Origin of the sequence: Vibrio agarivorans (genome assembly GCF_030409635.1) — a bacterium.
In the GTDB taxonomy this organism is placed as follows: Bacteria; Pseudomonadota; Gammaproteobacteria; order Enterobacterales; family Vibrionaceae; genus Vibrio; species Vibrio agarivorans.
On the sequence record NZ_JAUFQF010000004.1, the window covers coordinates 1410117 to 1423261 of the forward strand.

The following is a 13145-nucleotide window of genomic DNA, read 5'->3' on the forward strand; positions in this document are numbered from 1 at the left end:
GTGATTATAACATCTGCTTTAATCGATACAGCGCTTCAAGTGCCTGGCGAGGTGTTAGCTCATCAGGGTCAATGGTCGCTAATGCTTCTTCGAGTTCACTTGGCTCAGGAATTAAGCTCAATTGAATCTCAGCTTTTGGCTCGCCAGTCGTTGGTGTACTCACTGTCTCTTGAGTCGAGAGTTGCTCAAGTTGATTGAGTTTGGCACGTGCATTTTTAATCACGGTTTTCGGCACGCCGGCTAACCCTGCGACGGCAAGGCCATAAGACTTACTTGCCGCTCCCTCTTGTACCGCGTGCATAAAGGCAATGCTGTCGCCATGCTCAACGGCATCAAGGTGGACGTTTGCCAGCGTATCAATTTGTTGTGGTAATTCTGTTAGCTCAAAGTAGTGGGTTGCAAACAGTGTCAGCGCTCCAATTTTCTTTGCTAACCACTCTGCCGTTGCCCAAGCCAAAGATAATCCATCATAGGTGCTCGTGCCGCGACCAATTTCGTCCATCAGCACCAAGCTGCTGCTCGTAGAGTTGTGGAGGATATTCGCCGTTTCTGTCATCTCCACCATAAAGGTCGAGCGCCCAGATGCGAGATCATCGGACGCACCGATACGGGTAAATATACGATCAACCGAGCCAATATGCGCCGACTCTGCAGGGACAAATGAACCAATATGTGCCAGCAATGCAATTAGAGCTGTTTGGCGCATATAGGTCGATTTACCGCCCATATTCGGACCGGTAATGATCAGCATGCGGCGTTTGTCGTTCAAGCTAATTGGATTGGCAATGAACGGGTCTTCCATGACTTGCTCTACGACAGGGTGGCGACCGCCTTGAATTTCAATTCCCGCTTGTTCACTTAGGATAGGGCGACAGTAATCTAAGGTATCAGCGCGCTCTGCCAGGTTTTGCAGAATATCCAGTTGAGACAGTGCAGAAGCAAGGTTTTGCATTGGCTCGAGTTGCGGCAATAGCAGGTCAAACAGCTCTTCCCATAGCTTTTTCTCTAGTGCGAGTGCTTTAGATTTGGAGTTGAGAACCTTGTCTTCATGCTCTTTGAGTTCAGGAATGATATAGCGCTCAGCATTTTTCAGTGTTTGACGGCGCACATAGTGTGGCGGTACGAGATGGCTTTGACCTCGGCTTACCTGAATAAAGAAGCCGTGCACATTGTTGTATCCGACCTTGAGGGTATCAATGCCGTGACGTTCACGCTCGTCTTGCTCCATTTTATCGAGATACTCAGTAGCTCCATCAGCAAGCTTACGCCATTCATCAAGCTCGGCGTTGTAGCCTGAAGCAATCACACCACCATCACGGATAACCACAGGTGGGTTCTCTTTGATCGCATGCTCTAACAGTTCACACATTTCGTCCATTGGTGCGCTGAATTGAGCCAATTGCTTGAGGTATGGGTGCTCCACCGATTCAAGGTTTGCTTGCAGCTCTGGTAATTGTTGTAGCGCTTGGCGCAGGCGCGCTAAATCACGTGGACGAGCGCTGCGCAGTGCTAAACGCGCAAGAATACGTTCAATATCACCAATCTGTTTGAGTACGGGCTGTAAGTCTGCAAATAGAGAGGAGTCTTTAATTTCTGCAATCGCATCAAGACGATGGTTTAGTGTATCGATGGTACGCATAGGTTGATGCAACCAACGCTTGAGCATTCGGCTTCCCATAGGCGTTGCCGTATGATCAAGCACTTCAGCCAAGGTGTTGTCTGTGCCACCCGAGAGGTTTTGCGTGATCTCAAGGTTACGACGAGTTGCGGCATCCATGATCACGCTATGATCTTGGCGATCTAATGTCAGTGAGCGAATATGAGGTAGTGCAGTACGCTGCGTATCTTTGACATATTGGATCAAGCAACCCGCAGCGCGCAGGCCAAGCTCCGCCTGTTCGACACCAAAGCCGACCAAATCGCGAGTGCCAAACTGTTGATTGAGCTGCTGTCGAGCAGTCTCTAATTCAAACTCCCAAACTGGACGGCGGCGATTGCCATTGCGCCCTGTCATAATATGTACGGGTTCAAAGTCTTCTGGAAATAGTAGCTCGCGCGGAGAAGTACGTTGCAGCTCTGCAATCATCGCTTCTTCGTTCTCAGGTTCAATTAACTGAAAGCGCCCTGAAGTCACATCGAGTGTGGCATATCCAAAACCACCATTATGGTGATAGATAGCCGCAATCAGGTTATCAATACGCTCAGAAAGCAGCGCTTCGTCTGTCACCGTACCTGGCGTGACGATGCGTACGACTTTACGTTCAACCGGACCTTTGCTGGTGGCAGGATCGCCAATCTGTTCACAAATGGCGACAGATTCACCCAATTGAACCAATTTCGCCAAGTAGCCTTCAACCGCATGAAAAGGCACCCCAGCCATCGGGATCGGCTCGCCGGCGGATGAACCACGTTTAGTCAGTGAAATATCGAGCAGTTGCGATGCTCGTTTTGCATCATCATAGAAAAGCTCATAAAAATCCCCCATACGATAAAACAGTAGAATGTCAGGATTCTCAGCCTTCAGTTTTAGATACTGTTGCATCATCGGAGTATGTTTTTGTTGTGCTTTCACTACGCTCGCCTTTGGTTCCAATTTCTAGCCGCTTAGGATACGCCAATCAAACTATAGCGAAAAGGGGTAACCAGTATTTCTTGCTTGTGGAAAACAGAGTGAAAAAGCAAAGGTATGTAGTTTAGAGTGTGGGTTGCGTTATTGAAAAAATGATAAAAAGTAAATTTCGGTTGGAGGGAGATATTGCACAACGATCTCCTTGCTTCAGAGCGCTATAAGGTTCTCATCCGTTCTGAAAGCAAAGAGAAACTTATGAAGCGAATTCAAAGCAAGCGAGTGCTGAGCAAACTAGTGTTTATTGGGCTATCGGGTGCAGTCATACTTGCGGCTTATCTTTATAAAGAAATAGACCAAAGGCAAAATGAGCAGGAAAGAATACCGTTAGGCGGCTTTGAGGTTCAGGTTTTTTTTGACATAAAATCAGGTGGTTAGGTTGGGCGTTGAGATGCTATGTAGTTTGAATTTAGATTTTTTTTGTTGAGAGTGACCTAGAATACATTTCTCTATTTTTAACTACTTTTATTTGTTGGTAGCAGTGAACGATTTCCATCATGGTGAATGGGTAACGAAAAACAATTAACTTAGCCCTACACGTTGGAGATTATTCCATGACGACAAATAAAGAATTTTTGAAACCTGGCCTGACTTATAGCGAAGAAGCGGTGCTCTATACTGGACGTTTTATCACGGTCAATAAGCAGCAGCCTGCTGCAACAGCGGTGGTGGTAAAAGAAGGCAAAATTCAGTTTACTGGCACGAGAGACCAAGCTGAAACTTATCTAAACAACCACAAACAAGAATATCGACTGGATACACAGTTTCAGGACAAGACCATCGTTCCTGGCTTTATAGAAGCTCATATGCACCCGTTTATGGCCGCATTGTTTACAGGAATGTTTGAATACGCAGGTCAGTATGATCGACTAGGGGTGGGTAGTAAACTCCTTAAAGGTTGTAGCACAGCAGAAACTCTAAGAGCACGCTTACAACAGCTGAAAGCGGAGCATGATGCAGCAGGAAAAACAGGGCAGTGGTTAAACCTTTGGGGGCTTGACCCACTACTCATGACTGACGGTACTAAAGTTGACCGTTACTTCATTGATGACATTATTAGTGACTCACCAGTTTTCTTTATGCATGCCAGTGTGCATTTGGCGACAATGAATACAAAAGCTATCGATTTAGTAGGATATAGCACGGAAGATGATCCTAACTTCATTTTACAAGAAAATGGAGAGCTCACTGGCGAAATCGCAGAGATGAAAGATCTCTACCGTGCGCTAGGTAAAGGCGCTTTTGACTTTGCCTCCCAGCCTGAGCTCGTTCCTTACTGTATGATTGAGTATTCAAAAATTGCCCACGCTTTAGGTGTAACGTCGGTATCAGATTGTGGTATGGGTTTACCACAAGACCCGATTGCTCTATACAAAATGCTATCAAAAAATGAAGACTTTAAGTTGCGTCTAACGGCATACCCATTGGTCGGTGTATATGACTTGGAAAAAACTAATTTGCTTAAAGAAGACGACAATGACCGTTTAGCTGTATCAAGTGTCAAGTTTGTGAATACGGATGGTTCTATCCAAGGCTTTACTGCAAACTTACGTGAAGACTTTAGCTACTACAATGGAAAACCGAATACACCATTAACTCGAGATATAGAATCTATTTACCAAGAAGTTTTGCCTTTCCACAGAGCTGGTTACAACATCTCTTTCCACTGTAATGGCAACGGCACCACTGAGAAGCTTATTGCTTTGATTGAGCGTATGCAAAAAGATACTCCGATGCCCAAAGCTCGCCATTGTCTTGAGCACAATCAAATGGTCACAGATGATCAAATGGATCGTATGAAAGCCTTGGGTATTTGCCATAACCTATTTGGTACACATATTCCTGTGTGGGGTGACGTACACGCAACTCAAACGGTAGGCCCAGAACTTGTTAAGCGACTTAACCCATTCCAGAGCTCGGTGAAAAAAGAGATTCCTTTTTCAATCCATTGCGATGATGGCGTAACGCAGGTTAACCCACTGTTTATGATGTGGGGAGCAATGAACCGAAAATGTATCTTCTCGGGTAATGTCTATGGTGAAGATGAGTGCTTGACGGCAGAGCAAGCGCTACATGCCGTGACTTTGGGCGCCGCGTATTTGATGGGGCACGAGCATATGAAGGGCTCAATTGAAGTCGGTAAATTAGCGGACCTAGCGATTCTTGATGAGAGTCCAATAGACGTGAACAAAGAGCACGTCAAAGACATTAAGGTTCATGCAACGATGCTAGGGGGAGAGGTGACTATTCACAATGTGGTTTCAGAGCCGCAGCAACCAGAATTGGCCTAAGTTACAGCCTGTATATTTTCCTTTTTAAGTTTTGCCTTTGCCCACTTTTCAGTGGGCTTTTTTTCATTGAAAACTAGCGAATGTCATTTTTTTTCAGAGGGAGCGCCGTTGGTTGTCTTGATGTTGTGATGTTGGTACTCAAGATTAGACCAATTAGGGCGACAGACATTAATGTCAGCATAACCAAATCGAAACCTTTTACTCTTGCCTTTGCATTGACAGTAATGAGGTAAGTACTCTGAATATCATCAAGTTGATATTGAGTAGCGATATCCTGAGTGGCCTGATTATTTACGTAAGGGATATGTGACGCAGACTTTACAACAGACTGAAAGTGAACTGGGTAGTGCATTAGTATTTCATTGTCTGAGCGAATTATGTGGTCGAGAGCGGTTTGATTCACCCCTCCAAACAGGCTTATTCCAAGAACTAAGCCGATGTTTCTGACCGTTGCCTGCAACCCACCAGACTGCTCAGCTTCTCTTTCTGATAAAGCGTTGGTAATTAATACAGGGCATTGACAAGCTAAGATCCCGATAGAGGTCCCAAGCAAAACCATGCCGAAATAAAAGCTGGTCAAGATACCTTGCGCTGAGCTTGAAAGCAGTAAATTAGCTGCAGCTAGGGCGATACCGATAAATGCGCTACCACACAACACTTTGACAGAAATGTGTTTGAATGCCAGAGGTGTGATGATGGAAGTAAGGATCATCGCAGCAGAAAAGAGCAAGATAATCGAGCCAGAATGTATTGATGAAAGCCCTATCGCCACTTGTAAGTAAGTCACTATGATGAAACTGCTCCCGCCAAGAGTGACGTACATGAGAGAAAGGACAATGAAACCGGTGCGAGAAGCTTGAGTTGTTAGCCACTTAGTTGGAAGGAGTGCATAGCCGTGTTTACGTTCAAATTGCTGTTGTTGAAATATAAACGTTACTAACAATATAGCTCCTATACTCAGAAGGATAAGAGCAGGACTTATCGGCATTAAAAATTGCAGCCCGTTGGGTAAATTTGCTCCATCTTGTGAAAATATTAGCCCCCAATAGGGTACTTTAAGTAAACCGAAGAAAAGAGTGATGATGCTTAATGAACCAAGCAAAGCACCGAGTACATCGAATCGTGCGGGTCGATTCGAATGGATAGGTTTAATGAATAGGACTGCACCAACAAGCGTAAATAGATAACAACACGAAATAAACGTGAACGTCCATTGCCAATGCAAGTGGTCTTGAATCCAGCCTGATAACAGTGGAATTACAGCGGCGGCTAAACCTGTTGCAGCTGCCATCGCACCAAAACCTATCGCTCGCTTCTTACCAGGAAAGTGAGCTACAACCAGTGCCAGGGCAGCGGGTAAAATCATTGCAGATGAAACACCAGCCAGTGGGCGAGCGATCAGGCTAACAGATCGAATATCATGAAATACAAGAAAGCCCAGACTTGAGATAAGACCTAAGCTCATCCCACCAATCAATAGTCTTCTCCAACCAATGATCAGGCCTATCATACTAGATGAGAGCATTAGAGCTGCGCCAATTAGAGGCTGAATACTTCCAAGTAGTTGTATGGAAGCAATATCGCTATTAAAGGCCTTGACGAGCGTTGCGGTAGAAATAGAGAGGTTAGCCACATCGGCTGAAAGGGTAAATTGAGCTAGGCAAAGAATGTATAAAACCCAGCGTTTGTTTGGTTCTGCAGTGTTGACCATGGCAAGCCCTTGAATAAAGGAAAAGGATAGAACTAGAACAAAAAAAAGCCTCGGTCTAAACCGAGGCAATACAGTTAAGTTTTAGCTCTTCATCAGGGATTTTTGTGGCAACCTAGAACATAGCCCTAGACCACCCAGCATCAACCCAATCAAAGCAAACAGAGCGTACCGAACAGATTGAAGGCGAGAGTCAGCCATAACTTCAAGCACAATACGTTGTTCTTCTTTATCTGCGATTAAATCACTCATCAATGTGATAGCCATATCATTGGAGACAAACGGCAGAGACGGTTGCTCAACGATAATTTGTTTGGTTTCAGGGCTTAGTAGCTCATGCTCTGCAACGTTAGATTTAATCGCACCAGTGAGTGAGAAAAGCATCACTGAGCCTAAAATAGCGACACCAAATGCTTGACCTACATTACGTGATGTTGCTTGAATGCCGCCTGATTGCTGCGCTTCTCTTTCATTTAGAGCAGAAGTCACGACGATAGAAGCCTGAGAGGCAAGAAGACCAGCACCAATACCAAAGATGGTTAGGGATACGTATTGCCAGACAGTAATTCCTTCGGCTGTAAAGCCAAGGAACATTAATGCAGTACCAGCTGCAGCAACAATAAAACCAAGCTGACAGATGCGCTGACAAGACCAGTTTGACAGTTTGGCTGGCGCACCAAGCGAACCTATCATCATACCCAAAGCAAAAGCACACAGTGCCATACCAGACGCAAATGCACTCATGCCTGCGACCAACTGCATGTAGGATACGTTGATGAAGCCGGTTGCACCAAACAGCAGGAAGATGGTGGCACAAAGAACGAGGCCGACTACAACTTGAGGGTTTTTAACGTAAGATGATGGTAGCAAAGGAGTACCACCTTTTTCCTCGAATCGACGTTCCCATACCATAAGCGCTTTAAGAATAAAGCTACCTAGCAGCACGGTTGGGATCGCTGGAGAAACACCAAGGATAGTGAAATCAGTGAGCGGCGCAACTAAGCCCCACTCAGATATCTTAAGTAGGCCAGTCACGAAGCAAAGTAGACCGACGCCAGCAAGTGCGATACCAACGGTGTCGAGTTTACCTTTAAACGCTTCGGTATCTAGCGTGGGCAGTTTCATGCTGCCAAACATCACAAGTAAACAGTAAAAGCCCAGTCCAGTAAAGGCGACTTGGAAGCTAGCCACATCAAGAATAAAACCAAATAGTAGTGGTGTTACGGCGCTTGCTAGCCCTACCAGTGCCGCAATAGCAGAGAAAGCGATGGCTTGGTCTTTTCCCTTGTAGATACCGGCAACATTTGCCAGCACCGCCGGGATGAGCAAACAAGCCCCCAGACCTGCACCAACACGAGCACCATAGTTAAGCACTTCCATGTTTGGAGCCAAAGCGGCACCAAAAGAGGCGAAAGCTAACATACCGGCACCAATCACCATTTGACGTTTCCAACCGATAATGAGGCCAATTAGACCGCCAGCAATCATACCTGCACCGGCAATTAGCGGATACATAGCATTTGCCATTTGAATTTGAGGCATGCTTGCCCCGTGAAGTGCAATCAGTGATTCCGTTGATATAGCTAAGCCCGAGTTATCGGCCATGGTTGAAAACTGGGCGGCGAGAAGAACAAAGAGAGGGAACCATTTGGCGAGCCCAACTTTTTCTTCTGGTGTAGGGACAGAAGGAGCAGATACCGTCATGTTATATACCTTTTTAGGTTGGTGAGCTTGGAGCTCAAACTAGAGTTGTTTTACTCCAATGTAAGAGGGTCATGCCCTACTACACCAACCAAAAAAAGTATCTTTCAAATATAAAAAATGATTTATCTAAACAAACCTAAATTCCGCCTTTAGCCGCTAGTTGAGGTCGTGCTCTTTCGTTATTTTATAAGATGATATGACATCTCGGTAATTAGAAACATTAATGAAAATAGAGTCCTTCTCAAGGTGCCAAGCTTGAAGGCTCAACAACCCAGGAGAGGGGGGAACAGAAAGTCCAGTCAATCGGGTAAACTCCTCGAGCCCATTGGTGCTTCTGTCTTTGAAGTCGATGTAAATATTTTCATGCAAGTTTGAATGCGGAGCCAAGTTTGCATCTATTGTGTAGCTTGCCTCATCAAGTGAGTTTGTTATAGAGATGCGACTATTAGAGCCATCAACAATCAGTACAATCTGACTTTCAACTACTTGACCTTGATATTGAAACGTTCCTAAACCTTTCCATACACCACGCAGCTCATGACTGATCGGTACGTGATTGGCAGAAGCCAACTGTTTACCCGTCCAATATCCACCTATTGAAAGAGCAAGGGTCAACAAAGCAAGTATTAATCGATGAGGTTGCATGTCATCACCTCCTCAACTAAGTGGCATGACTTCAGGCCTGACTTATCTTTTAGAACATACTGGGTAACTGCTGTCGAATTGTCAGATAAGCGTTGTTTGACTTCCTGTGGTATGTCATTGGATAAATACCAATCTCCTCTGTATTGGTGACTGATACGCTCATGTACTTCAGGTGTCGCTTGCAAGTGACCGAGATAAAAGGAGACAAGAGGAAGGCAAACTAGTGTTACTAGCCATTGCATTGAAATATGCAGTTTGCTTTTTCGCTCTTGTATATCTACTTGCTTATCGGGCTGACTAAACGCACCAATATTTAGATTACTTTCTTCAACGATGATCTTTGGAATACGTGATAGCACATATCCCTTTTTGGGGATGGTTCTGATGATTGTGCGCGCTTCATCTTTAAGAGAGAAACGTAGCGCTTTAATTGTTTGATTAATGGTTGCATTAGTTGCGTAAGAGTCCTTCCAAAGTTGTGTTTCTATATCTGTCCGAGAAAGCACCTCAGGGAAAGCTTCAACCAGAGCTTTTAGAAGATTTGCTTCACGCGCACGCAGGAGAGTGAACTCCTTATTTTGCAAGACTACTCCTGATGTAGGTGAAAATTGGATATCACCAAATTGATAAATAGGGGGCTCAAGGGTGAGGTCGGTCATTGTAATATTATTTGTTGTATACACGGATTCAGGGTAGTGATTCGCACTATCTAATGTCATTGATCTGTAGCAAGACAGGAATGCAGTAACGCAACTGATTTAATAAAGTGAGGGGTGGTGCACAAAGTTGTTTGACGTACATCTATGGTCAACGGAGCTCTTTTGGAGAGCTCCGCGTAAGGTAAATTGAGGGGGATTAACGCTTAAACTACTTTTTTTTACTTATTGTTTTTTTATTTGGTTATCTAATCAAATCGTTGAGGCATAGAGTGCCGAGTAACGTTGAAACAAAAAATAATAGGCCTCGCAATGACTCTACTAAAAAAAATAACCTTAGCAACAACCCTCAGCTTAGCCCCTTTGACCATTCTTGCCGATGACCATATCGAACCTACTGATGCCCCCGACCCTGGTGACCACACGAAAGTATCATCGGTTGTCAGTGTGACATACGGCAAACAAAGCTTTAATGAGGATGATAATGATTTTGTTCAACTCGTTGGCCAGATGTCAGGAGGCAAGAGCAATGGCAATTTGTTCTTGGGACAGTTAACGATTCAAGGGCAAGACAATGGTAAAGTGGGTAGTGAGGACTTCAACTTATCTCAAGTAAGAGCGCGTTACTTCGAAGTAACTCATACGGACTGGCAACATGCTCCAATGTTTGGTGTCTCGTTGGACTACATCGAAACCAGTTTTACCGACGGAGTTTCTGATCGATTGTTTGCACTTGGGGGGCTTGTCCGTGTCGATACGCCTTTTAGCAATTGGTTGTCATTTCCGATCTTAGCTCTAGCAATAGGACAAAATAACAATGATTTTTCTAAACTCGATATCGTAGATGATTACGCTTATGGGGTTCAATTTAATTTCTTAAACTCAATCTACCTGCATAAAAATGGGACTCACATTCAAATCAACCCACAATTTAGCTCATTAGATATGGGCGGTATGACTGGTACTATTAATCAGTTGCAATTGGACACAGCGTTTCAGATGCCCCTTACTAGTAATAGCAAGCATTGGGGAAAGCTAACGTACACTGAGTATTTTGATGATGTAGACCAAAGTTTTGGGCATAACCGCAGGGGAACTGAGCTTAAATTTACCTACAGTTACTTTTTATAATTTCTTTATTCGGTCTTAAGACTGATCTTGGGCACTTGATGTGCCCATTTTTGTTTTTGTCGCTTGGAAAATACATTCGACGCCACTATGGTAAGTGCATTATTTTTGCTAGAGGAAAGAAGATGTCATCCTTGTATGCATTAAGCCAGTCGCTTGGCTTCAAGTTAAGTGTTAAGAGTCAAATCATGACAACTGCAGAGTCATGCACTGGCGGTGGTGTAGCGAGTGCCATTACCGATATTGCCGGCAGTTCTGCTTGGTTTGACCGTGCATTCATTACCTACAGCAATGAAGCGAAAATTGAGATGCTTGGTGTCAAACCGCAAACACTCGAAAGCTTTGGCGCTGTTAGTGAAGCCACGGTCATTGAAATGGCGCAAGGGGCACTAGAGCGTTCATTAGCGACCATTGCTGTTTCTATTAGTGGTATTGCAGGACCGGGTGGAGGAAGTGAAGACAAGCCTGTCGGCACGGTTTGTTTTGCCTTTGTTAGTAATAAAGGATGGCAATTGGTGGAGACTTGCCATTTTGAAGGCGATCGCAGTGAAGTGCGCCATCAAGCAATAGAGTATGTGTTAACAAAGGTTTATCGCTACCTAGATCACAGTGACGCATAACGTGGATAAAAAATTCTCATACAGGTATGGACACTGTATGAATCAACAGTATAATAACCAGCAAATAAAACGAAGTTAAAACGCAACTTTGTCGAACTAATATCGTACTCATCACAGTGGATGAGTTTTTGGAGAAAGAGATGGACGAGAACAAACAGAAAGCGCTCGCCGCTGCGCTAGGTCAGATTGAAAAGCAATTCGGTAAAGGCTCAATCATGCGCCTTGGTGACAACCGCGCAATGGACGTTGAAACGATTTCTACTGGCTCACTGTCTTTGGATATCGCACTGGGTGCTGGTGGTCTTCCAATGGGTCGTATCGTTGAAATCTACGGTCCAGAATCTTCAGGTAAAACAACTCTGACTCTGGAGCTTATCGCAGCTGCGCAAAAAGTGGGCAAAACTTGTGCCTTCGTTGATGCTGAACACGCTCTTGACCCTATCTATGCACAAAAGCTAGGCGTTGATATCGATGCACTATTGGTCTCTCAGCCAGATACCGGTGAGCAAGCACTAGAAATCTGTGATGCATTGGCTCGCTCTGGTGCAATCGATGTATTGGTTGTCGACTCGGTGGCAGCACTAACACCAAAAGCTGAAATCGAAGGTGAGATGGGCGATAGTCACATGGGTCTGCAAGCTCGTATGCTTTCTCAAGCGATGCGTAAGCTAACAGGTAACCTAAAACAGTCTAACTGTATGTGTATCTTCATCAACCAAATCCGTATGAAGATCGGTGTGATGTTTGGTAACCCAGAAACAACTACTGGTGGTAATGCACTGAAATTCTACGCTTCTGTTCGCCTTGATATCCGTCGTACGGGCTCTATCAAAGACGGTGACGAAGTTGTGGGTAACGAAACTCGCATCAAAGTGGTTAAGAACAAGATTGCTGCGCCGTTCAAACAAGCTGAAACGCAAATTCTTTACGGCCAAGGCTTTAACCGCGAAGGTGAGCTGATTGATCTGGGCGTGAAGAACAAACTGATTGAAAAAGCAGGCGCTTGGTACAGCTACAACGGCGACAAGATCGGTCAAGGTAAAGCGAACGCAGGTAAGTTCTTGCGTGAGAATCCTGAAGCAGCAAAAGCAATTGATGCAAAACTGCGCGAAATGCTTCTTACGCCAGCACAGCCAGAGGCACCAGAGACAGGTGAAATGCCTCAAGAAGAAGAGCTATAAGCACTCCTTATTGTTGACAAAGCCTCGCATTTGCGGGGCTTTCGTTTATCTAAGCTACGAGTAATGACCGACTATGTATAACCGCTCCGCCCCTCCTTCCTTTTCTGCTAAAGACTCTGCAATACACTTACTCAGTCGACGAGATCATGGTGAGTTCGAGCTCGCTCAAAAACTCAAAATCAAAGGTTACTCAGACGATGAAATCACTCATGCGATTGCATTTTGCTTGGAGCATCGATACCTCGACGACTTACGTTACGCGAAAAGCCAAGTAAGACAGCATGTGTATAAAGGACATGGCGCGAGGCGAATATCGCAAGAACTCAAACAAAAACGTGTCAGTGAGCAAATCATTGAAATCGCGTTAGAAGAAGAGGGCACAGACTGGTTTGAGTTAGCCAAGGAGACGGCAGAAAAAAAGTTCAAAGGCAAAAAAGCGCAAGATCAAAAAGAGTACGCCAAGCAAGTTCGTTTTTTGCAATATCGTGGGTTTAGCTTTGAGCAGATTCAATACGCCCTCGAAGAACAGTGATCCCCCTAGCATCAAAGCCCCCTTGGATATACAATACCCAAAATTTTATCTCGA

The 13145-nt window shown here is 44.7% G+C and carries 11 protein-coding genes; 6 read left to right on the plus strand and 5 right to left on the minus strand.

Annotation, left to right across the window (positions count from 1 at the left end):
* Positions 1 to 4: 4 nt before the first annotated feature.
* Complete coding sequence (gene mutS / locus QWZ05_RS15075; protein ID WP_290299215.1) at positions 5 to 2572, minus strand: DNA mismatch repair protein MutS; 2568 nt, start codon at positions 2570 to 2572, stop codon at positions 5 to 7.
* Positions 2573 to 2824: 252 nt separating this feature from the next.
* Between mutS and QWZ05_RS15080 the strand changes: the two genes are divergently transcribed.
* Together QWZ05_RS15080 and QWZ05_RS15085 are read left to right on the plus strand one after the other, a co-directional pair.
* Complete coding sequence (locus QWZ05_RS15080) at positions 2825 to 3004, plus strand: hypothetical protein (RefSeq protein ID WP_290299217.1); 180 nt, start codon at positions 2825 to 2827, stop codon at positions 3002 to 3004.
* Between the two features lie 176 nt (positions 3005 to 3180).
* The gene (locus tag QWZ05_RS15085; protein ID WP_290299220.1) at positions 3181 to 4917 is read left to right on the plus strand and encodes an amidohydrolase; all 1737 of its coding nucleotides are present in this window, start codon (positions 3181 to 3183) and stop codon (positions 4915 to 4917) included.
* A gap of 73 nt (positions 4918 to 4990) precedes the next feature.
* Here QWZ05_RS15085 and QWZ05_RS15090 read toward each other — a convergent pair whose 3' ends face one another.
* The 4 genes from QWZ05_RS15090 to QWZ05_RS15105 form a co-directional block, all read right to left on the minus strand.
* On the minus strand, positions 4991 to 6628 hold the full coding sequence (locus tag QWZ05_RS15090; protein WP_290299223.1) for an MFS transporter: 1638 nt from the start codon (positions 6626 to 6628) through the stop codon (positions 4991 to 4993).
* Positions 6629 to 6709: 81 nt separating this feature from the next.
* On the minus strand, positions 6710 to 8329 hold the full coding sequence (locus QWZ05_RS15095; RefSeq protein ID WP_290299225.1) for an MFS transporter: 1620 nt from the start codon (positions 8327 to 8329) through the stop codon (positions 6710 to 6712).
* 156 nt (positions 8330 to 8485) lie between these two features.
* Entirely contained in the window at positions 8486 to 8974 is a 489-nt protein-coding gene (locus QWZ05_RS15100; protein WP_290299227.1) for a hypothetical protein, read from the minus strand.
* Complete coding sequence (locus tag QWZ05_RS15105; RefSeq protein ID WP_290299228.1) at positions 8956 to 9558, minus strand: winged helix-turn-helix domain-containing protein; 603 nt, start codon at positions 9556 to 9558, stop codon at positions 8956 to 8958. Before QWZ05_RS15105 ends, QWZ05_RS15100 begins: the two co-directional genes overlap by 19 nt.
* A 384-nt stretch (positions 9559 to 9942) precedes the next feature.
* Here QWZ05_RS15105 and QWZ05_RS15110 point away from each other — a divergent pair, with 384 nt between their 5' ends.
* The 4 genes from QWZ05_RS15110 to recX all read left to right on the plus strand — a co-directional run bounded on the left by QWZ05_RS15110 (position 9943) and on the right by recX (position 13091).
* Positions 9943 to 10761, plus strand: a complete 819-nt coding sequence (locus QWZ05_RS15110) for a hypothetical protein (RefSeq protein WP_290299230.1) — start codon at positions 9943 to 9945, stop codon at positions 10759 to 10761.
* A gap of 122 nt (positions 10762 to 10883) precedes the next feature.
* Complete coding sequence (pncC, locus tag QWZ05_RS15115; RefSeq protein WP_290299232.1) at positions 10884 to 11378, plus strand: nicotinamide-nucleotide amidase; 495 nt, start codon at positions 10884 to 10886, stop codon at positions 11376 to 11378.
* 140 nt (positions 11379 to 11518) lie between these two features.
* Positions 11519 to 12559, plus strand: a complete 1041-nt coding sequence (recA, locus tag QWZ05_RS15120) for a recombinase RecA (RefSeq protein WP_290299234.1) — start codon at positions 11519 to 11521, stop codon at positions 12557 to 12559.
* Positions 12560 to 12632: 73 nt separating this feature from the next.
* The gene (gene recX / locus QWZ05_RS15125; protein ID WP_289960507.1) at positions 12633 to 13091 is read left to right on the plus strand and encodes a recombination regulator RecX; all 459 of its coding nucleotides are present in this window, start codon (positions 12633 to 12635) and stop codon (positions 13089 to 13091) included.
* The last annotated feature ends 54 nt before the right edge of the window (positions 13092 to 13145 follow it).